The sequence below is a fragment of the Cloacibacterium caeni genome (assembly GCF_907163125.1).
In the GTDB taxonomy this organism is placed as follows: Bacteria; Bacteroidota; Bacteroidia; order Flavobacteriales; family Weeksellaceae; genus Cloacibacterium; species Cloacibacterium caeni_B.
In genome coordinates this window covers 2420391-2441311 of sequence record NZ_OU015319.1, presented here as the reverse complement: position 1 = coordinate 2441311, position 20921 = coordinate 2420391, and the positions used below count along the sequence as shown (strand labels likewise).

Genomic DNA, 20921 nt, shown 5'->3' with positions numbered 1-20921 from the left:
AAATAAATTAATGATACACTTTTTTTACGAAAATATAGACGAAAATATAGACGAAAATCTTAAAAATTGGATCGAAAATATCATTGTTTCCGAAGGAAAAAAACTCGGAGAAATCAATTATATTTTCTGTGATGATGAATATTTGCTCAAAATCAATCAAGATTTTCTAGACCATGATTATTATACAGACATCATTACTTTCGACCAAGTTCGTGGAAAAACCATTTCAGGAGAGATTTTTGTATCTTTGCAGCGAATTAAGGACAATGCTAGTCTTATTTCAAAAAATTACGAAGAAGAAAAGAAAAGAGTAATTGCACACGGTATTCTTCACCTTTGTGGTTATAAAGATAAAACCGAAGAAGAACAAAAAACAATGCGAGCAAAAGAAGATTTTTATTTGTCATTAAAAACAGAATAAAGATTTTTAGAAGCTATTCCCGCTTTCCACTTTTACTCCTCACTCCTAAGCTAAATCAAATGCTTGTTGCGGGGTAACCGTTGCAATCGGGGCTAGTTACACTCCGTAATTGGTAGAAAATTTATACAATGTTTCACGTGAAACATTTGAAAAAAAAAAAAAAAAAAATAGAAAATTTATAAATAGATATAAATGTTATTTAACGAAACATATGATGTAATCGTAGTGGGAGCTGGTCACGCTGGTTGCGAAGCTGCTGCTGCTGCTGCTAATCTTGGTTCTAAAACCATGCTTATTACCATGAATATGCAAACCATCGGACAAATGTCTTGTAATCCAGCAATGGGTGGTATTGCAAAAGGACAAATTGTAAGAGAAATAGATGCAATGGGTGGTTTTAGCGGAATAGTAGCAGATAAATCTGCTATTCAATTCAAAATGCTCAACCTTTCAAAAGGTCCAGCAATGTGGTCTCCAAGAACACAAAATGATAGAATGAAATTCGCAGAAGAATGGAGATATGTTCTAGAAAATACCCCAAATCTTGACTTTTTTCAGGATATGGTGAAATCTTTAATTATCAATAATGGCAAAGTAGAAGGCGTAATTACTTCTTTAGGTATAGAAATCAAAGGAAAATCTGTGGTTTTAACCAATGGAACTTTCCTAAATGGACTCATTCACGTTGGTGATAAACAGTTAGGAGGAGGAAGAATGGGAGAACCAAAAGCTTATGGAATTACCGAACAATTGGTAGATTTAGGCTTTGAAGCTGGTAGAATGAAGACAGGAACACCAGTTCGTGTAGACGGAAGAAGCCTTGATTATTCTAAAATGGAAGAACAAGCTGGAGACAAAAATCCTCAAAAATTCAGTTATTTAGACACTCCTAAATTAACGAAACAGCGCAGTTGCTACATTACTTATACCAATGATACCGTTCACGAAATTCTAAGAACTGGATTTGATAAATCTCCAATGTTTAATGGTACTATCCAAAGTATTGGACCAAGATATTGCCCAAGTATTGAAGATAAAATCAATCGTTTTGCAGAAAGAAATCGTCATCAATTATTTGCAGAACCTGAAGGTTGGAATACCGTAGAAGTTTATGTAAATGGTTTCAGTTCTTCGCTGCCAGAAGATGTGCAATTAAAAGCTTTACACCATGTTCCTGGCTTTGAAAAAGCTAAAATTTTCAGACCTGGTTATGCTATAGAATATGATTACTTCCCTCCTACTCAATTAAAGCATACTTTGGAAACTAAATTGATAGAAAATCTTTATTTTGCTGGTCAAATTAATGGAACTACTGGTTACGAAGAAGCTGCAGGACAAGGTTTAATGGCAGGAATTAATGCTCATAATAAAGTTCACGAAAAAGATGAATTCATACTTAGCAGAGACGAGGCATATATCGGAGTTTTAATAGATGATTTAATTACCAAAGGAACCGAAGAACCATACAGAATGTTTACTTCTAGAGCAGAATACAGACTGCTTTTAAGACAAGATAATGCTGATATTAGACTTACAGAAAAAGCTTTCAATATTGGTCTAGCTAAAGAAGAAAGACTCAAAAATATGGAAGAAAAAGTGGCTAAATCTTCGGAATTAGAAGAATTTCTGAGAGAAACTTCTTTAAAGCCTGGTATTATCAATCCTATCCTAGAAGCTAATGAAAGTTCACCTGTAGACCAAGCGTACAGAGCAGCTCAAATCCTTACAAGACCTAACCTATCTTTAGAAAAATTAACTGCAATTGATTTCATCAAAGAAAAAGTAGAACAGTATAATGAAGAACAAAAAGAACAGGCAGAAATCAACATCAAGTATAAAGGATATATAGAAAAAGAAAGAGATAATGTAGCCAAATTACAAAGATTAGAAACCATTAGAATTCCAGAAGATTTTGATTATTCTAAAATTTCATCTCTTTCCGCTGAAGCAAAACAAAAGCTCAATAAAATTCAACCTAAAACCATTGCGCAAGCCGGAAGGATTTCTGGAGTTTCTCCAGCAGATATTAATGTATTGCTTATTTATTTAGGAAGATAAAAGTAAAATGTTTCACGTGAAACATTTTGGAAATTTGTAATAAATTTAGATTGGACTTAGCAAATTAAACATGAAAATAAAAGATCATTTTTTAAGCAAAGAAATTTTTGAAATTAAAGAAACCGAAATAGAAGGAATTTTTAAAACCTACCCTATTCCAGAAAATTTAGGTAAATATTATGAGAGTAAAGATTACATTTCTCATCACCAAGATTCTAATTCTTTAAAAGAAAAAATTTACAAATTTGCTCAATCTTTTAATTTAAATTATAAAAGAAATATTCTTTCTTCTGTAAGTTTTGAAAATGCTAAAGTTCTAGATTATGGTTGCGGCGCGGGTGAATTTTTGAAACATATAGAAAATGATGTTCAAACTTTGGGATATGAACCAAGTGACGCTGCCAGAAATTTTGCCAAGCAAAAAACTACCAAAACAAAATTTATAGAAAACTTAAATGAAATAGAAAATGGTAGTTTAGATGTTATTACGCTTTGGCATGTTTTCGAACATATAGAAAATCAGACTGAGATACTCTCATTATTTTATGACAAATTAAAATCAAACGGTCATTTAATAATTGCGGTTCCCAATTGTACTTGTTACGATGCAAAATATTATAAAGATTTTTGGGCAGCTTATGATGTACCTCGTCATATTTTTCATTTCTCAAAAAAAGGAATGGAAAAATTTTTCAACACCGAAAATTGGAAATTAGAAAAAATAAAACCTCTCCTACTCGATTCTTATTACATTTCTATTTTGAGTGAAAAATATAAGAAAAATCCACTTTTTTGGATTTGTGGAGGAATTCTTGGAGCAATTTCTAACATAAAAGCATCAAAAAACGGCGAATTTTCAAGTTTGTTATATATTATCAAAAAAATCTAGAAAATCGATTTTTAAGCTATTTCTGAAAGTCAATTTTCAGCTATTTTGATAAAAATTCTAGTTTTTGGAAATTTTATACTTTAAAAAATTCTTTCTATTATAAAATAAAAAAAATCTTCAGAAAAATTTCTGAAGATTTTTTTTAAACCTTTAAACTTAGATAAAGTTTAAATCAAAATTTTTTAATTATTAATCGCAGCAACTCCTGGAAGTTCTAAACCTTCTAAAGATTCTAACATAGCACCTCCTCCTGTTGAAACATACGAAACTTTATCTGCATATCCGTTTTGTTTAACAAAAGCAACAGAATCACCTCCACCAACTAAAGAGAAAGCTCCTAATTGTGTAGCTTCGTCTATACTGTCTCCTAAGGCTTTAGTTCCGGCTGAGAAATTCTCCATTTCAAAAACTCCAATCGGTCCGTTCCAAAGAATAGTTCTAGAATTCATAATCACATCATGGAAGATTTCTCTAGTTTTAGAACCTGCATCCATTCCCATCATATTTTCTGGAATGTGATAAATATCTACCTCTTCTCTATGTGCATCATTATTAAATTCATCTGCAGCAATTACGTCTACAGGTAAGAAAACTTTTACATTATTTAATTTAGCTTTTTCTAAAATTTCTAAAGCCAAATCCATTTTATCAGCCTCTAATAAAGAAGTTCCGATATTTCCGCCTAAAGCTTTAATAAAAGTAAAAGACATTCCACCTCCGATAATTAAATTATCTACAGCTGGCAAAATATTTTCGATAATAGTAATCTTAGTAGAAACTTTTGAACCACCCAAAATAGCAGTTACTGGTTTTTCTCCACTTCCTAATACTTTATCAATCGCTTCTAATTCTTTAGCCATCAATAAACCGAAAAATTTAGTTGATGGGAAAAATTTAGCAATTACAGCAGTAGAAGCATGTGCTCTGTGAGCCGTACCAAAAGCATCATTTACATAAACATCACCTAATTTTGCTAATTTTCCTGCAAATTCTTCATCTCCAGCTTCTTCTTCATTATAAAATCTAAGGTTTTCTAACAATAAAATTTCTCCTGGTTGAAGCTCTGCAGCAGCTTTTTCCGCTACTTCTCCTATACAATCAGAAGCAAATTTCACTTCTTTACCTAATACTTTAGACACTTCATCTACTATCTGAGAAAGAGAAAACTCTGGATTTACTTTACCTTTTGGTCTACCAAGATGCGTCATGATAATTACAGAACCTCCATCATTTAAGATTTTATCAATCGTAGGTTTAGCAGCAACTATTCTGGTATTATCCGTTACTTTTTTATTTTCATCTTGAGGTACATTGAAATCTACTCTAATTAATGCTTTTTTTCCAGCGAAACTGATATCATTAATGGTTTTCATAAATTTTTTCTTTTTAAAGTTTTTAGATTATTCTGCTTTTTTTAAAGCTTTACAAATTTAAGATTTCTAAAATGGCAAAAAGAAAAATCCTGAGAAAAATTTCCACAAACTGACGAAAAACATTTTCTAACATATTTTCTTCTTTTTAATAAAAAAAGAAATGAATACTATTGTTGTAGTTGTGAATATTGGGGAAAACTATTTTCTAATTTTTTTACGGAAAGAGTTGTACTGCAATTCATAAGTTTTCCATATTATAAAAGATTAATAATCAAATAAATAATAAGTTTACTAACAATTGTTAATATCTCTTATTTCATGCATATATTGAAAAACATGTTATGGAAAAACTAAATAATTTGACCTCAAAAAAATAGATAAACAAAATCTATAATCTTGCAAGATTTTTTCTATTACACAAAAATTCTTTACCTTTTTATTTTATTTAGCAGAAGTTTTAAACATAGTAATTAACATTCTGTTAATAATTGTGTAACATTCTCTTAAATTACTGTAAATTAGGATAATACAATTGAAAGTAATTTGCTGAGATTTTCTTAAACACTTGATTTTAAAGCTCATTTAAAAAATCGATTTTAAAATTTAATCCACAATTCACATTTAAAGTGTTAATTTTGTAGAAATAATAAGAATAAAATGAAAAAAATAGCAATCGCCGCAGATCACGCAGGCTATGAATACAAGGAATTTGCAAAGAAACAATTAGAAGGAAAATATGAATTGGTAGATTTTGGAACCCATGGTTTAGATTCTGTAGATTATCCAGATTTTGTACATCCTGCTGCAAGTGCTGTAGAAAACGGAGATTGTGAATTTGGAATTTTATTTTGTGGAAGCGGACAAGGTGTACAATTAAGTGCTAATAAACACCAAGGAATAAGATGTGCTCTAGCTTGGATGCCAGAAATTGCAGAATTATCTCGCCAACATAATAATTGTAATATGGTTGCAATGCCTGCCAGATTTATTGCCAAAGAATTGGCGCTAGAAATTATAGAGAAATTTCTCACCACGGATTTCGAAGGAGGAAGACATCAGAACAGAGTTGATAAAATCACTTGTAAATAAAACCATCTCCGACGAAAGTTGGAGATTTTTATTTAAATTAGTAAGAAAATTTAATAATGACCGAATTAGAGTTAAAATCCTTTTTGAAAGAGAATTTTCCAAAAGAAAATGAAAATTGTGATTGGAAAGAATATAAGAACTTAAAAAATTCTATTAATGGAAGTGAAGGCGACGATTTGGTTTCTTATGTTTCTGCTTTTTCTAATATGGAAGGAGGACATATTGTAATAGGAATAGAGGATAAGACATTTGAAATTGTAGGAATACAAAATTTACATAGCTATAATAGTGAAAATATTAAACTTACTCTTGTAAAAAATTGTATAAACCTTTCTTCGGAAAATTTAGAAATAAGTGAATATATTACTTCTGATACAAAAAAAATAGTTTGGATTGTAAAAGTACCTAAACATTCTTTTCGCTTGCCAGTTTATGCACATAAGAAAGCTTGGCAAAGAATAGGCGATTCTTTGGTGAGAATGACTAATGAAAGACTTGATACTATTTTAAATGAGAATTTTAATAAAGAAGATTGGACTAAAGTAATTATTGAAGATGCTACAATAAATGATTTAGATGAAGAAGCAATAAAAAAAGCTAGAATAGAGTTTGTAAAAAGAAATCCTAAATATTCTGAAGAAATTGAGAGTTGGGATAATGCTAAATTTCTAAATAAGGCTATACTTACTATAAGAGGGAAAATTACTCGTGCTTGCTTTATTCTATTAGGTAAACAAGAAGAAGAACATTTTTTAGATTCAGCAGTTAAAATAAGATGGAATCTTAAAACAATTGATAATCAGGATAAAGATTTTGAGATATTCCACATTCCTTTTATTCTTTCTGTAGATGAAGTTTATAAAAAAATAAGAAATCTTAAATACAGATATTTAAAAGAAGGGACACTTTTTCCTGATGAAGTATTAAGATATGATCCTTTTGTAATTAGAGAGCCTCTAAATAATGCTATAGCTCATCAAGATTATTCTGAAAAATCTCGAATTAATGTTATAGAATTTGAAGATGATCATTTGGTATTTACTAATTATGGAAGATTTATCCCAAAATCAGTTGAAGATGTAGTTTTACACGATTCTCCTGAAGAAAATTATAGAAATCCTTTTCTTGTGGAAGCAATGAGAAATCTTGGTATGATTGAAACTCAAGGAGGAGGAATACGCAAAGTTTTTAATTTCCAAAAACAAAGATTTTTTCCTTTGCCAGAGTATAATCTTTCTGAAAATAAAGTAAAAGTCACTATTACAGGAAAGGTTATTAATGAAGAGTTTGCTAAAATTTTAATTAATAATCCTGAAATTACTTTAGAAGATATAATCCTTCTTGATAAAGTTCAAAAACAAGTACAACTTTCTTTAGATGAACTTAAATATTTAAGGAGCAAAAAATTCATTGAAGGAAGAAGAAATGGAATTTTCTTATCTCATGATTTGATTAAAAAAACGGGGAACAAAGAATTACTTGCAGAGTATGTAAGGAATAAAAGTTTTGATAATGATTATTATAAAAAGTTAATTTTAGAATATATAGCAAAATCTGAAAAAGTAAAAAGAAGCGAGATTGATAATTTAGTTATTCCAAAGCTTTCAGAAGTATTATCAAAGAAACAGAAAAAAGATAAAATTAGAAACTTTCTTTTTGCATTAGGAAAAGAGGGTAAAATAGTAAGTAGAGAGTATGCAACTTGGGAAATCAAAAAAGATTAGATAAGTTTAGTCATCTTTTAGATATATATTTAGACAAGTTTGAAAAATAATAAAATATATATTACTGATATACAATAAAATAAAAACAAAAAACCATTTATTTAGAATTATTCAAAATAACAATTTAAAAAAATGAAACAACAACATAAATCACAAAAACAAGACCAGAAACTTCGCGATATTGGGAAGCTCATTCTGCGTTTTATGAATAAAAAAGCGTCTAAAATCTACAATTACAAACAGATTGCAGACGGAATAGAATATAAAAATCCTAGACAAAGAGAACTCGTTATTCAGGCACTTCATAAATTGAAAGCCGAAGATAAAATTAAGGAAACGGAGAAGAATAAATATATTGTAAACCTTCAAATTACCGATACGTTAACAGGAGTTATCGATTTTGCAGCCAATGGAAATGCGTATGTAAAAGTAGAAGGAGTAGAAGATGATGTTTTTATTCATCAAAAAAATGTAAAAGATGCATTGCAAGGAGACACTGTTCTTATCGTAACTTATCATTTTAAAGGTAAAAAACTAGAAGGTTCTGTTTTAGAAGTTCTAGAACGTGCAAATGATACTTTTGTAGGAACTTTTCAGTTCGTTCCGCATAAAGATTTTGGATTTGTAGTCATTGACAAAAAACAAATCAACAACGACTTCTTTATCCCGAAAAATAAAATAAACGGCGCTAAAGATGGCGAAAAAGTAGTAGTAAAAATGCTGAATTGGGATGCGAATTCTAAAAATCCAGAAGGCGAAATTATCCAAGTTTTGGGACTTCCTGGAGAACATGAAACTGAAATCCACTCTATTCTCGCGGAATATGGTTTACCTTATGAATTTCCACCAGAAGTAGAAGCTGAAGCAGATAAAATTGATAGAAAAATTACCGCTGCAGAAGTGAAAAAACGCAGAGATATGCGTAAAATTCTCACATTTACCATTGACCCAAAAGATGCAAAAGATTTTGATGATGCTCTTTCTTTACAGAAATTAGAAAATGGAAACTGGGAAATTGGTGTTCACATTGCAGATGTTTCGCATTACGTAAGACCGGGAACTATTTTAGATGATGAAGCGTATAACAGAGCCACTTCTGTGTATTTGGTAGACAGAGTTGTTCCTATGCTTCCTGAGGTTTTGAGTAATGATGTTTGTTCGCTTCGTCCCAATGAAGATAAATTCACATTTTCAGCAGTTTTTGAACTCAATGACAAAGCTGAAGTTCAAAATCAATGGTTCGGAAGAACGGTTATTCATTCAGACAGAAGATTTACCTATGAAGAAGCGCAAGAACGAATTGAAACAAAATCAGGCGAATTGGCAGAAGAAATACTGGTATTAGATAAACTCGCTAAAATTCTAAGAAAAAATAGAATTAAAAATGGAGCAATTACGTTTGATAGAAGTGAAGTAAGATTCAATTTAGACGAAAATAATGAGCCAATTGGTGTTTATTTTAAAATCAGCAAAGATTCTAATCATTTGATTGAAGAATTCATGCTTTTAGCCAATAGAAAAGTATCTGAATTTGTTTCATTAAACAGAAAAGGTGAAACTACGGGAAATACTTTTGTGTATAGAGTTCACGATGATCCTAATCCTACAAAATTAGAAGCATTGCGAGAATTCGTAGGAACTTTTGGTTATAAAATGAACCTTGCTAATTCTAAAAAAGTAGCAGAATCTCTCAATAATTTATTGCGAGATGTAAAAGGAAAAGGCGAAGAAAACATGATTGAAACTCTTGCCATGCGAAGCATGAGTAAAGCAGTTTATTCTACCAATCCTATTGGACATTACGGTTTAGGATTCGAATATTACTCGCACTTTACCTCTCCTATTCGTAGATATCCAGATTTAATCGCGCACCGTTTGTTACAACACTATTTAGATGGTGGTAAATCTCCTTTTGCTGCAGAATACGAAGAATATTGCAAACATTGCAGCGATATGGAACGTCTCGCATCAGATGCAGAAAGAGATTCTATTAAATTCATGCAAGTAAAATTCATGGAAAAACATGTAGGAGAAGTTTTCGAAGGGGTGATTTCTGGAACTGCAGACTTCGGATTCTGGGTAGAAATTCCAGAAAACGGAGCAGAAGGTTTAATTAAATTGCGCGATTTAATGGATGATTCTTACTTCCACGAACCAAAAACACATTCTATTGTAGGAATGAGAACAGGTAAAACCTATCAATTGGGAGACACTATAAAAATTAAAGTTGTGAAAGCGAATTTGGTGGCTAAACAATTAGATTTTAAAGTGGTAGATTAATGCTATTCATCGCTAAGAAGTAACTTTAAAATTTGTAAGATTTTAGTTTAAACAACAAGCAAAGTTTTAAAAAATATTAATCTTTAAATACTTATTTCTTACCTTTGTTAAATGCTTGAACTTATACTTTCGGCAATCGGATTAGGATTTATGTTGAGTCTTGTTTTCATAGGACCAATATTCTTTTTATTGATTGAGACTAGTTTTTGTAGAGGTCATCGTCATGCATTGGCATTAGATTTAGGCGTGATTACTGCAGATATTTTGTGTATTGTAGCTGCTTATTTTGCCAGCGCAGACTTGGTAGAACTTATAGACAAACATCCAGGATTTTACAGAATTACAGCGCTTATTATTTTGGTTTACGGAATTTTTATGATGCTTACCAAAACTCAAATGCACGTTGCTAATGAGAATAAAATCATCAGTCAAAATTATTTCAAAACCTTTGTAAATGGTTTCTTGTTCAATATTTTGAATGTAGGGGTTATTTTATTTTGGTTAGTTACGGTAATTTCGGTGAGAAATGAATATCCAGATTTGCAGAATTTCTTACTCTACATCAGTTTAGTGATTGCGACTTATCTTGTGATAGATTTATTCAAAATATTGTTAGCCAAGCAATTTCACTATAAATTGACCCAAAATTTAGCCAATAAAATCAGAAAAACCGTAGGAATTATTCTTATTATTTTTAGTTTTTTCATCTTTCTGCAGAGTTATAAAAAATTCAATCAGTTTGATAAGCGTTTAGAAGAAGCAGAAAGCAAAGAAATCCTCTACCAAAAAGCAAAATGAAAAATATTATTTTTCCTAAAAATCTAAAAAAAGGTGACCAAATAGCCATTATTTCTCCTGCAGGATTTGTGGAAGAAGCATCGCTTCAGAGCACCATCAATTTGATAAAATCAAAAGGTTACAAAACTATTCTTGGTAAAAATACTTTAGGAAAATTTGAAAAAGGTTACAATTATTCAGGAACCGAAAAAGAAAGGATTCAGGATTTAAATTGGGCTTTAAATAACCCAGAAATTTCAGCAATTTGGGCTTCCAGAGGTGGTTACGGTTGTCAGCATTTATTGAGATATCTCAAACTTTCAGAATTTAGAGAAAATCCGAAATGGTATATTGGTTATTCTGATAATACAGTCATTAACAGTTATTTATTGAAAAATAATTTCGCTTCTATTCACGGACAAACCGTTAAAACAGCTAGTTTCGGGGTTTCTGAAGGAAGCTATGAAGATATTTTCAAAATTTTAGAAGGAAAAAAAATTCAATATTCCGTAGAAAAACATCAACTTAATAAAAACGGAAAAACTGAAGGAGTGCTCATTGGTGGAAATTTAGCTTTGATTTATGCCCTTTTAGGAACGCCATATTCATTTGATTTCAAAGATAAAATTCTTTTTATAGAAGACATTGGCGAGAATTTTTATGCGCTTGACAGAATGTTGATGAGTCTAGATTTGGCAGGCGTTTTCAGAAAAATAAAAGGTTTAATCATCGGCGGAATGACCAATATGGGCGATGCAAAAGAAAATAAAAACTATGATGAACCTTTCGATGAATTTGCCTATGAAATCATTGCTCAAAGAATAAAAAAATACAACTTCCCTACTCTTTTTGGTTTTCCAAATGGACATATTTTTGATAACAGACCTTTAATTATAGGAAGTAAGGTAAAGATGGAAGTTGAGGAAAAAGGATTAGTAAAAATTTTATAAACCACACTGAAACAGAGAATTCACAGTGTTCACAGTGAAAACTCGGAGCTCTCTGTGTTTAAATATTATGGCAGAACACAATGATTTTGGCAAACTCGCAGAAGAATTGGCAGAGCAATTTTTAGTCGAAAAAAACTATAAAATCTTGGCCAAAAACTTTCGTTTTCAAAAAGCAGAAGTAGATATCATTACAGAATTTGATGGGAAAATAGTAGTGATAGAAGTAAAAGCGAGAGGAACAGATATTTTCATGGAACCTCATGAAGCGGTGACCAAAAAGAAAATTAAATCCATCGTTTCTGCCACAGACGAATACCTAAAATCTCTAAATATAGACAAAGAAGTGAGGTTTGATATTATTTCTGTCCTTCCAGACGAAACAGGAAAACTTAAAATTTCACACTTAGAAGATGCTTTTGAAGCATTTGATGCGAATTAACTCTCGCATTCTGTGCTGATTATGCAGAAATTTTTTTAAAATTAATAATAAAATCAGCATAATTTGCTAAATCCACGAGAAAAAAATATTAAAATGAAAACAATATTCATCACCGGAGCGACTTCAGGAATTGGAAAAGCTACCGCAGAAACTTTTGCTAAACAAGGTCATAGATTGATCATTTGTGGTCGTAGAAAAGAAGTTTTAGAGCAATTACAAATCGAATTAAGCAATATTACAGAAGTGTACAGTTTGGTTTTTGATGTAAGAAACCAAGAAGAAGTAGAAAATGCCATCCATTCACTTCCAGAAGAATGGAAAAACATAGATGTTTTAGTCAATAATGCAGGTAATGCTCATGGTTTAGAATCGATATCCGAAGGAAATATTGCAGATTGGGATGCGATGATGGACGGAAATGTAAAAGGATTGCTCTACGTTTCTCAACCGATTATTAAAATCATGAAAGCAAGAAATACAGGTCATATCATCAATATTTCTTCGGTTGCTGCGAGACAAACGTATGCAAATGGTGTGGTGTATTGTGCATCAAAACGCGCTGTAGACGTTATTTCCGAAGGAATGCGTTTAGAGCTTACAGAATTTGGAATCAAAGTCACTAATATTCAACCAGGTGCTGTAGAAACTGATTTTTCTAAAGTAAGATTCAAAGGAGATGAACAACGTGCTGCAACAGTTTACGCGGGTTATGAAGCACTGAAAGCAGAAGATATTGCAGATGCGATTTCGTATTGTGTAAATGCACCAGAAAGAGTTTCTATTGCAGAATTATGCATTTATCCAAAAGCACAAGCAGAACCGAGAACGATTCACCGTAAATAATTTGTTGATTTGTTAATGTGATGATTCGTTGATTATCTTTGCAAAAATTATCACATCATCACATTTTCAAATTACCACATCAAAAAATGAAAATCCTCCATATAGAAACCTCGTCTAAAAACTGTTCAGTTGCCATTTCTGATGGCGAAGAATTATTATGTCTTTGCGAAGAAGTTTCAGAAAACTATAAACAGTCAGAATCGCTACACACTTTTGTAGAATGGACTTTAGAAGGCGCAGAAATTTCTTTGAAAGACATTGAAGCAGTTTCCCTCGGAAAAGGTCCAGGTTCTTACACTGGACTTAGAATTGGCGCAGCTTCGGCAAAAGGTTTTTGTTATGGTTTGAAAGTTCCTCTCATTGCTGTCAATTCTCTAGAAACGATGATAGAGCCGTTTTTAGGTCAAAACTATGATGTAATCATTCCATTAATCGATGCGAGAAGAATGGAGGTTTATTGCGCCGTTTTTGATGGAAATTCAGGAGAAATGTTGACGGAGACAGAAGCAAAAATCTTAGATGAACAATCTTTCAAAGAATTAGAAGGCAAAAAAATCCTTTTCGTAGGAGATGGAGCCAAAAAATCGCAAGAGATTTTACAAATTTCGGGAGCAGATTTTAATGAAAATGTGTATCCATCTGCGAAATATCTCATCAAAAAATCCGTGGAGAATTTCAACCGACAAGATTTTGAAGACGTGGCGTATTTCGAGCCGTTTTATTTAAAAGATTTCCACGGGGTAAAGAAGAAATCTTAATCTTTCTTCAATCCTTCCTATTTATCACGCAAAGATTTCTTAAAAATTGGTATAAAATTAAGATAGCAAAGAAGCGAATAAATTCGCCTTTTAAGCGTTTGCTTTTTCATTCGCCAAAGCAAAAAAACTTTGCTCACTCTATTAAAGAGTGTAGAAAATTTAAACTTGGAGTTGAGAAAACTGCTTATTTTTTAGGTTTTAAATCTTTTGGTTGCAACGGATCATCTTGTTGCATTTCTTGCAAATTCCTTTGTTTAGAATCATTTTGCTGAATTCTTTCAGGATTTGTAGTGCTAGAATTCACATTCTGAGGCGCAACTGATGGTTCATTTTTCGGTGAGATAGGATTTCCATTATCATCGAACTGTTCCACTTTTATATCGCTTTTCAGATATTGAAGCATTTCCTTTGCTTTTATACCTTCAGGAGTTTTCGCATAATTCAGCATTAATTGCTCTAGTTGAAGAATCATGATTTCTTTTCCTGCTGTTTTTCCTGTGTTAAAGGCATTCAACAAGGTAAATTTAGGAACCAAAACATCTTTTGGATATTTCGGTAAAGTTTCTTCAATCAATTTTTTAGAATCATCAAATTTTTCTTCGGAGTAAAGAGCAAAAGCTTGTGTATAGATTTTTTCTACTTCAGAATCAGACGTGGTGAAATCTGCTTTCTTAGGATTTTTCACAAATTCTGCATAAGAAGTGTAAGGATATTTCTCTAAAATCAACTGTTTCGCACGTTCTGCAGCACTCGGATTTTTTTCATAATTCATAGAAAAAATTTGATACAATGCTTGCAATTCTGTTTCTTCATCAGTCTTAGAATCTACCAAATCATACAATGTTTTGGTGGCTAAAGAAGTATTAGAAAAAAAGTTCTCGTACATTCTTCCCAAACCAAGACTTGCCGTATCTCTGTCTTTTTTGAGTGCTAAAATTTCTTCTGTTTTGGTCGGAATTTTTTCAATGTAGAAATCCGGTTCATATCTTCTAGGATCTGGAGCAGCCGTAATTCCGAGTGCTTCATTTTTAAGATCTTCTATAGAATTCATCTTGGTAGAAGTTCTCCAATTATCGGTAAGCGCTCTATTTCCCCAGATTTGCTTAAATTCTTTTTCGCCTTTAGAAATATTGGCTTGATTTGCAAAATAGAAGCCTTTACTTCCATTAAAATCCAAGAAAGAATTGTTGTTATCTGTATTTCCTAGCAAGGCAAAATCTACAGTTTCTACTCTATTTTTGCTTTCTTTTTCTGCTTTTTTACGTTCGAGTTCTTCCTTAGCTTCTTTGGCTTTTATGCCTTCAATATGTTTGTTGAAAAAGGCAATTCGCTCATCATTAGACATTTTAGTCAGTTTCAGAATACTGTCGTTCTTTTTGATGAGATAATAATTTTTAGAAATGTCTTTTATGTTTTCGGTAAGCGATTTCAGTTCTTCTTTTGCAGGGGCATAATTCATCGCAGCATAAGCAGAGTCATAATAAACACCAGCGCTTAGATAGTCATTATCTTCGAAAAACTTTTTCCCGATTTCATAGTAAGCCAAACCTCTTACTTGAGGATCTGATATTTTTTCTTTAATAGATTTCTGGAAAAATTCTTGCGCTTCTTCCTTTTTACCCGCTTTTTTTGCCATTAAACCTAGTGCATAATAAAATTCATTTTTTCTAGAAGCATAGGTTCCTTTTTTACTGATTTTTTCCAAATATTCTTTTGCTCCTTCGTAATCATCATCTTTTCCGTTGAAAGTTTTGGCAATTTCTACTTGAGATTTTACTTCAAATTCAAAATTTCTGGCGTTTTTATAAGCGGTGACAAAACTTTCTCTCGCTTCTTCATTTTTTCCAAGATTGGCAAGGATTTGTCCACGAAGAAAAGCAATTCTGCTTCTTAATTTTTTGTTTTTATTGAGTTTATAGGCACTTTCTAATTCTGTTACTGCTTCTTCTTTTTTACCAGCGTTTAAAAGCATTTCCGAATAGAAAATACTGAGTAATTTTTTCTCAGATTTTTTGAGTTTTTTATTTTCTTTCAGTTCACGGAAGGTTTCATCTGCACGGTAATAGTCCTTCATTTTTCCGTAAGTGTAGGCTTCGTAAACTTTGGCTAAAGAAAATCTCTTGTCTTTTTTATAAATTTTTTGAACTGTATTCAGTGCGTCAAGTGCTTCTAAAGGCTTATTTTGAAATAATCTTGCTTTTGCTAAAACAAGATAAGCATCAAAAATAGTTTTGTTTTTTTCTTCGCCCTTAAACATCATCGAATGTTTCTCAATGGCTTTTTGAGCCTTCATTTCTGCGATTTCTAAAGTGCTAACTCCAGTATTGGCAACAGAAGCTCCAGTTTCGATGTTATCTCTGTAAAAATCTTCTGGTGCTACTCCTTCTTCGTTATCAGAAACGCCTAAATTTTCCATTTGAGCAGAAGAAATTTGTTCTTCGTAAGTGAGTAATTTAATGTAAGGCGCATGAAAATTATCTCGATAAGATTTATCTCGCTGTTTCAATTCGGCATTGAGCGCTTCTTCTCCATTGAACAAAACATTGTAAAAAGTGGTGAAACCTTGATATTTACGGTTCAAATAGCCATCTTTTCTTGGCGAACAAGCCAAAAAAACTGCAGAACCTAAAGCGAGAAGTATATATTTTTTCATGGAGTGTTTTAATAACTGAAATTGCCACAATTTATTGTGATTGAGGCGAAAAACATTCAGTAAAAATAAGGAATTTTTTAGAAACCTAAATCTTTTAAAGTTTCGTAAACCAAATGTGTTGGCAATCCCATAATCGTGTAAAAACTTCCATTGATTTTTGAAATTTTTGCCATGCCTAACCATTCCTGAATTCCGTAGCTTCCTGCTTTGTCAAATGGATGATAATTTTCGATGTAAAAATTGATTTCTTGGTCAGTAATTTCTGAAAATTCTACATCTGCTACATCTGTTTTAGTGATGATTTTTTCATCAGTTTTAAAAGAAACAGCGGTGTAAACTTGGTGAGTTTTCCCTGACAAATGTTGAAGCATTTCCACAACTTCTTCCCTATTTTTAGGCTTTCCGAGAACTTTTCCTTCAAAGGTGACAATGGTGTCAGAAGTGAGTAAAACGTCATCTTTTTGGAGATTTTGATATGCATCTGCTTTGAGTTCCGAAAGGTATCCTGCAATATTTTCTACGGATAAATTTTCTGGAAAAACTTCGTCACAATTTATAGAAACCACCTCAAAATCAAAACCTAAACTTTGTAAAAGTTCTTTTCTTCTGGGTGAATTAGAGCCGAGTAATATTTTCATTTACGATTTTAGATTTTAGATTTTAGATTTTAGATTTTAGATTTTAGATTTTAAAAAGATATATAATTTACAACTTTTAATACAAACAGGAAAATTGTTTTCACTTTTTACTCTCCAATTCTACAAACTCTCCCACTTAAATAGACTGCGTATCATCGTCAATCCAAGTTCCTTGCACTTTCATGACCTGTTCTATCACGTCTCTTACAGCACCTTTTCCACCGTAAATAGGAGAAATATAGTTCGAAATTTCTTTTACTTCTGCCACAGAATTGGGCGGACAAGCCGAAATCCCCGAAACTTTCATCATCTTGATGTCTGGAATATCATCTCCCATCGTAAGAATTTCTTCGTTTTGAAGATTATATTTGGTTTTAAACTCTTCGAATTTTTCTAATTTATGATGCACTTTTGAATAATAATCAGTAATGCCTAAATAATGAATTCTGTGACTAACCATGGGATCATCTCCACCGGTAATCACGCAGATTTTATAGTCTTTTTTCAATGCTTTTACCACTGCAAAACCATCTAAAACATTCATTACTCTGCACATATTTCCTTCTGGTAAAAGATAAACGCTACCGTCTGTGAAAACGCCGTCTACATCAAAAACAAAGGCTTTTATATTTTTTAATTTTTCTAAATGACTCATATTTTCTATGTTGTAAAGTTGTAAAACCGCTAAGTTGTAAAGTTGTAAGAAATACGATTAACGACTTTACAAATAAGCGATTTTACTCAAAATGATACATTTTCTTTATCGATTCGTTTAAGGTTTTATAGATTTTTAGTTTTTCTTCATCGGTTAATAAAGATTCATGAAGCTTCAGCACTTTTTCATCATTTCTAATAGCAGGTCCAGTTTGTGCCAATTTTGGTTCTAATTCATGAATTTTCTGGGTAGTTTCGTCAATTAATGGTAAGAAATAATCAAACGGAATTCCCTGACTGTCAGAAATTTCCTTGGCTCTCGCGTACAAATGATTCACAAAATTACAAGCAAAAACCGCTGTCAAATGAATGTATTTTCTTTTTTCATCATTGGCAAGCATTACATTTTTAGAAATTTTGGAAGCCAAATTTTTCAAAATTTCTTCATCATTTTCATTTTCTGCATCTATGAAAAATGGAATTTTAGAATAGTCTAAATTTTTAGATTTTGAAAACGTTTGAAGCGGATAAAAAACTGATTTTCTGTAATTTCCACTCAATGCTTCACGTGAAACCGAGCCAGAAGTATGCGCCACCAAAACATTTTCATTTTTGATGAGCGCTGAAACTTCAGCAATCGAAGAATCACTCACCGAAATAATGTACAAATCTGCATCAGTAAGCGTTTCCGTAGAAGAAGGAATGGAAAATTGTTCCGAAATTTTCTGAAGTTCGGTGATATTTCTTCCAAAAATTTGAGAAATAGGAATTTGAGCTTCGGTAAAAGCTTTTGCTAAGTGAAATGCCACATTTCCAGAACCGATGAGTACAATTTGCATAGAGCAAAGATAAGAAATACAAGTATTTATTGAGATTAAAATTTAAACATTAAGTCTCTATTAAGGGATTAAGTTCATTAAGAAAACATCTTAGATGTTTTTAAAAAATTAATAAAACTATGAATTAACTTAAATCTAAATTTTCTTCAAGATTTCTGAAATTTCTATTTGATGAAGACAAGCATAATCCCCACGGAAACAAGGTTTATTGCCAAAAACAGAACAAGGTCTGCATGCTAAATCTGTAATTTCTACAATATCATTTTCGGACTGTCCGTATCCTAAAAATCCAGCGAAATAATGGGTAGCTCCCCAAACCGAAACCACTCTAGTTCCCACCAAACTTGCCAAATGCATATTGGCAGAATCCATAGAAATCATGAGTTCTAATTCAGAAATTTTCTGAAGTTCTTCTTTAAGCGAAAGTTTCCCAGCGAGAGAAGTTACATTTTCTACTTCTTGCTCCCATTTTGATAGAATTTCTACTTCCTTTTTTCCGCCACCAAAAAGATAAATTGGATGATTTTTAGAAAGAATTTTTACCAAATCTAAAGATTTTTCAATCGGAAGCATTTTTCCTGCATGTTGCGCAAAAGGAGCAAATCCAATTCCCGATTTTTGTTGAGTTTTTGGGAATAATTGATGAGAAAGTGTCAGGGTAAAACCTAATTTTCTAAAAACATCTGCATAACGTTCTGTAGTTGGTTTCAGCGGTTTTTTAACCTTATTTTCCTTTCTCGTAAGTAATTTTTTTTCAGTTCTTCCTTTGTCAAGTGTTGCGGTTTTTTTGAAGAAAAAACTCAGAATTTTAGTGCGCAAAACATTGTGCAAATCGGCTATAAAATCTGGCTGAAATTCCTTTTTCAGTTCTAAAGCCAACTTTCTCAATCCGAAAAATCCTTTGTAATCATCTAGATTTACGCCACGAAAAGTCAATCGCTCTACTCCATCGAATAAATCAGCAAAGTTTTTTCTGGAAACGAAAATAATTTCTGTGTCAGGATTTTGCGCCAAAAATTCTTTCAGAACGGGCACAATCATTGCCACATCTCCAAAAGCGGAAAAACGATATGCTAAAATTCTTTTCACGATTTTAACTGAAATGCAACCGCGTAGAACTTAATTTGTTTGGTCATTGCCATTAAACCATTGGCTCTAGAAGGCGATAAAAACTCTTGCAAACCGATTTTTGAGATAAAATCAAAATCAGAATCCAAAATTTCTTGGGTAGAATGACCGCTGTAAATTCTCACCAAAAGAGAAACAATTCCTTTCGGTAAAATTCCGTCAGAATCTGCATTGAAGAAGAGTTTTCCGTCTCTGAATTCGGCGTCTAACCAAACTTTTGACTGGCAACCTTTAATCAGATTTTCTTCAGATTTTTTTTCTTCTGGCAAACCTTTCAGTTCTTTTCCCAAGTCTATAATGTATTCATATTTCTGTTCCCAATCGTCCAGAAACTCGAATTCTTCTATGATTTCTTGTTGTTTTTCTTGAATTGTCATGGTACAAAGGTAAATCTTTTTTGTGGGAAGCTAGAAAGTTAATATGTTGGAAGTTTTGTAAAAAAAATAGTAGGTATTTTTATTTTTGGAAATTAAATGTTTATATTAAAACTTTAACTGACAGATACAAACTTCTAATTTAAAATTATTTCTTCTACTGAGTAGCCTCTATTTTTTAATAACTCTAATAACCCCTCTTTAAAATCCAGATGGTATAATCCAACAAATATAAATGCTTTTTCTTTTTCTTGAATTGCATTATCTATTTTCACAATCCAATCCTTATTTCTTAAGGTAATAAACTTTTCTTGAATTTCTTTCTCAAAGTTAAAAATGTGCTTTTTTGTTCTATATTCATTTAAAATAAGACAATTAATATTTTGATTTTCAGAATTAAGAAGTTTTATTTTAGATTTTAATATTTCTATTATTTTTTCTTCAGTAGTATTTGAGTAGAGATTGCGGTTTAGATAGTCAAATGTTTTTTCTGTAGGTTCTAGACCTTCTAACTTTATTCTATTTTTTAGACAATATTCTTTTAAATAATCATCCATTTTCGTTTCATCAATTTTTTCTTTATCTGTTAAACAAAATTTTTGCGTAATTTTCCCATCAATAGTTACAATTAATTCTCTTAAAGTCATTTTATTTGAATCAATATAATAAGGTACTATATTTTTAATCGTTTGCAATTCATTTTTATTCATTCTTTTTAATTGCAAATTTTCATTTCTATTATTAATAAAAATTTTTGCCGAATCAATATTTTCAGATAATGCAATTTTAGATTTTTTAAGTTTTTCTAAAATAATGTTGTTATTTAATAAAAAATCTTTTCCCAAATAATGATATGTTCCTAATATGTAAGCTTCGTTACCTTTTTTTGAGATTTTCCAAAAAATTGATTGTTGTGATAAAACAATTGATGAAAATAGAATGAATATTGCGGTTAAATTGATTTTCAACATATTATGGTGTAATTATTTTTACTAACTTTCAAATATAAGCATTCTAATAATTCAATTAAATGC

General features: G+C 31.4%; 19 protein-coding genes. 11 read left to right on the top strand and 8 right to left on the bottom strand.

Going from position 1 to position 20921, the window contains the following annotated elements; translation table 11 throughout:
- The first annotated feature begins 10 nt into the window (after positions 1 to 10).
- The 3 genes from ybeY (at position 11) to KKQ79_RS11345 (ending at position 3368) form a co-directional block, all read left to right on the top strand.
- Entirely contained in the window at positions 11 to 421 is a 411-nt protein-coding gene (gene ybeY, locus KKQ79_RS11355; RefSeq protein ID WP_069799876.1) for an rRNA maturation RNase YbeY, read from the top strand.
- A gap of 192 nt (positions 422 to 613) precedes the next feature.
- Positions 614 to 2479, top strand: a complete 1866-nt coding sequence (gene mnmG / locus KKQ79_RS11350; protein WP_213190231.1) for a tRNA uridine-5-carboxymethylaminomethyl(34) synthesis enzyme MnmG — start codon at positions 614 to 616, stop codon at positions 2477 to 2479.
- A gap of 70 nt (positions 2480 to 2549) precedes the next feature.
- Positions 2550 to 3368, top strand: coding sequence for a class I SAM-dependent methyltransferase (locus KKQ79_RS11345; RefSeq protein ID WP_213190230.1), 819 nt, complete (start codon positions 2550 to 2552; stop codon positions 3366 to 3368).
- Between the two features lie 182 nt (positions 3369 to 3550).
- Here KKQ79_RS11345 and KKQ79_RS11340 read toward each other — a convergent pair whose 3' ends face one another.
- On the bottom strand, positions 3551 to 4741 hold the full coding sequence (locus tag KKQ79_RS11340) for a phosphoglycerate kinase (protein ID WP_213190229.1): 1191 nt from the start codon (positions 4739 to 4741) through the stop codon (positions 3551 to 3553).
- A gap of 657 nt (positions 4742 to 5398) precedes the next feature.
- Here KKQ79_RS11340 and KKQ79_RS11335 point away from each other — a divergent pair.
- The 8 genes from KKQ79_RS11335 to tsaB all read left to right on the top strand — a co-directional run bounded on the left by KKQ79_RS11335 (position 5399) and on the right by tsaB (position 13601).
- Complete coding sequence (locus tag KKQ79_RS11335) at positions 5399 to 5830, top strand: RpiB/LacA/LacB family sugar-phosphate isomerase (protein ID WP_104793017.1); 432 nt, start codon at positions 5399 to 5401, stop codon at positions 5828 to 5830.
- Positions 5831 to 5886: 56 nt separating this feature from the next.
- Positions 5887 to 7554: an RNA/DNA-binding domain-containing protein gene (locus KKQ79_RS11330; protein ID WP_213190228.1), complete on the top strand. Its 1668-nt coding sequence runs from the start codon at positions 5887 to 5889 to the stop codon at positions 7552 to 7554.
- A 132-nt stretch (positions 7555 to 7686) separates the two neighbouring features.
- Entirely contained in the window at positions 7687 to 9834 is a 2148-nt protein-coding gene (gene rnr, locus KKQ79_RS11325; RefSeq protein ID WP_213190227.1) for a ribonuclease R, read from the top strand.
- Between the two features lie 111 nt (positions 9835 to 9945).
- Positions 9946 to 10632, top strand: coding sequence for a LysE family translocator (locus tag KKQ79_RS11320; protein WP_213190226.1), 687 nt, complete (start codon positions 9946 to 9948; stop codon positions 10630 to 10632).
- A complete protein-coding gene (locus KKQ79_RS11315) occupies positions 10629 to 11561 on the top strand; it encodes a S66 peptidase family protein (RefSeq protein ID WP_213190225.1) in 933 nt (310 codons plus the stop codon). Before KKQ79_RS11320 ends, KKQ79_RS11315 begins: the two co-directional genes overlap by 4 nt.
- Positions 11562 to 11628: 67 nt before the next feature.
- Entirely contained in the window at positions 11629 to 12000 is a 372-nt protein-coding gene (locus KKQ79_RS11310) for a YraN family protein (protein ID WP_104793020.1), read from the top strand.
- 93 nt (positions 12001 to 12093) lie between these two features.
- Positions 12094 to 12843 (top strand): SDR family NAD(P)-dependent oxidoreductase, encoded by a 750-nt coding sequence (locus KKQ79_RS11305; RefSeq protein ID WP_213190224.1) that lies wholly within the window; start codon positions 12094 to 12096, stop codon positions 12841 to 12843.
- Between the two features lie 86 nt (positions 12844 to 12929).
- On the top strand, positions 12930 to 13601 hold the full coding sequence (tsaB, locus tag KKQ79_RS11300; RefSeq protein ID WP_213190223.1) for a tRNA (adenosine(37)-N6)-threonylcarbamoyltransferase complex dimerization subunit type 1 TsaB: 672 nt from the start codon (positions 12930 to 12932) through the stop codon (positions 13599 to 13601).
- Positions 13602 to 13785: 184 nt separating this feature from the next.
- Here the strand turns inward: tsaB and porW are convergent, their stop codons facing one another.
- The 7 genes from porW to KKQ79_RS11265 form a co-directional block, all read right to left on the bottom strand.
- The gene (gene porW / locus KKQ79_RS11295; protein ID WP_213190222.1) at positions 13786 to 16254 is read right to left on the bottom strand and encodes a type IX secretion system periplasmic lipoprotein PorW/SprE; all 2469 of its coding nucleotides are present in this window, start codon (positions 16252 to 16254) and stop codon (positions 13786 to 13788) included.
- A gap of 77 nt (positions 16255 to 16331) precedes the next feature.
- The gene (locus KKQ79_RS11290) at positions 16332 to 16892 is read right to left on the bottom strand and encodes a Maf family nucleotide pyrophosphatase (RefSeq protein ID WP_213190221.1); all 561 of its coding nucleotides are present in this window, start codon (positions 16890 to 16892) and stop codon (positions 16332 to 16334) included.
- A gap of 136 nt (positions 16893 to 17028) precedes the next feature.
- Positions 17029 to 17547, bottom strand: a complete 519-nt coding sequence (locus KKQ79_RS11285; protein ID WP_213190220.1) for a KdsC family phosphatase — start codon at positions 17545 to 17547, stop codon at positions 17029 to 17031.
- An 82-nt stretch (positions 17548 to 17629) separates the two neighbouring features.
- A complete protein-coding gene (locus KKQ79_RS11280; RefSeq protein WP_213190219.1) occupies positions 17630 to 18385 on the bottom strand; it encodes a Rossmann-like and DUF2520 domain-containing protein in 756 nt (251 codons plus the stop codon).
- A 135-nt stretch (positions 18386 to 18520) separates the two neighbouring features.
- Complete coding sequence (locus tag KKQ79_RS11275; protein ID WP_347813936.1) at positions 18521 to 19474, bottom strand: glycosyltransferase family 9 protein; 954 nt, start codon at positions 19472 to 19474, stop codon at positions 18521 to 18523.
- Positions 19471 to 19890, bottom strand: a complete 420-nt coding sequence (locus KKQ79_RS11270; RefSeq protein WP_213190218.1) for a SufE family protein — start codon at positions 19888 to 19890, stop codon at positions 19471 to 19473. Before KKQ79_RS11270 ends, KKQ79_RS11275 begins: the two co-directional genes overlap by 4 nt.
- A gap of 134 nt (positions 19891 to 20024) precedes the next feature.
- Positions 20025 to 20858: a TraB/GumN family protein gene (locus KKQ79_RS11265; protein ID WP_213190217.1), complete on the bottom strand. Its 834-nt coding sequence runs from the start codon at positions 20856 to 20858 to the stop codon at positions 20025 to 20027.
- Positions 20859 to 20921: the final 63 nt, after the last annotated feature.

Coding starts and splice junctions, on each gene's coding strand:
- ybeY (WP_069799876.1), top strand. CDS start 11: ATGATACACTTTTTTTACGAAAATATAGACGAAAATATAGACGAAAAT.
- mnmG (WP_213190231.1), top strand. CDS start 614: ATGTTATTTAACGAAACATATGATGTAATCGTAGTGGGAGCTGGTCAC.
- KKQ79_RS11345 (WP_213190230.1), top strand. CDS start 2,550: ATGAAAATAAAAGATCATTTTTTAAGCAAAGAAATTTTTGAAATTAAA.
- KKQ79_RS11340 (WP_213190229.1), bottom strand. CDS start 4,741: ATGAAAACCATTAATGATATCAGTTTCGCTGGAAAAAAAGCATTAATT.
- KKQ79_RS11335 (WP_104793017.1), top strand. CDS start 5,399: ATGAAAAAAATAGCAATCGCCGCAGATCACGCAGGCTATGAATACAAG.
- KKQ79_RS11330 (WP_213190228.1), top strand. CDS start 5,887: ATGACCGAATTAGAGTTAAAATCCTTTTTGAAAGAGAATTTTCCAAAA.
- rnr (WP_213190227.1), top strand. CDS start 7,687: ATGAAACAACAACATAAATCACAAAAACAAGACCAGAAACTTCGCGAT.
- KKQ79_RS11320 (WP_213190226.1), top strand. CDS start 9,946: ATGCTTGAACTTATACTTTCGGCAATCGGATTAGGATTTATGTTGAGT.
- KKQ79_RS11315 (WP_213190225.1), top strand. CDS start 10,629: ATGAAAAATATTATTTTTCCTAAAAATCTAAAAAAAGGTGACCAAATA.
- KKQ79_RS11310 (WP_104793020.1), top strand. CDS start 11,629: ATGGCAGAACACAATGATTTTGGCAAACTCGCAGAAGAATTGGCAGAG.
- KKQ79_RS11305 (WP_213190224.1), top strand. CDS start 12,094: ATGAAAACAATATTCATCACCGGAGCGACTTCAGGAATTGGAAAAGCT.
- tsaB (WP_213190223.1), top strand. CDS start 12,930: ATGAAAATCCTCCATATAGAAACCTCGTCTAAAAACTGTTCAGTTGCC.
- porW (WP_213190222.1), bottom strand. CDS start 16,254: ATGAAAAAATATATACTTCTCGCTTTAGGTTCTGCAGTTTTTTTGGCT.
- KKQ79_RS11290 (WP_213190221.1), bottom strand. CDS start 16,892: ATGAAAATATTACTCGGCTCTAATTCACCCAGAAGAAAAGAACTTTTA.
- KKQ79_RS11285 (WP_213190220.1), bottom strand. CDS start 17,547: ATGAGTCATTTAGAAAAATTAAAAAATATAAAAGCCTTTGTTTTTGAT.
- KKQ79_RS11280 (WP_213190219.1), bottom strand. CDS start 18,385: ATGCAAATTGTACTCATCGGTTCTGGAAATGTGGCATTTCACTTAGCA.
- KKQ79_RS11270 (WP_213190218.1), bottom strand. CDS start 19,890: ATGACAATTCAAGAAAAACAACAAGAAATCATAGAAGAATTCGAGTTT.
- KKQ79_RS11265 (WP_213190217.1), bottom strand. CDS start 20,858: ATGTTGAAAATCAATTTAACCGCAATATTCATTCTATTTTCATCAATT.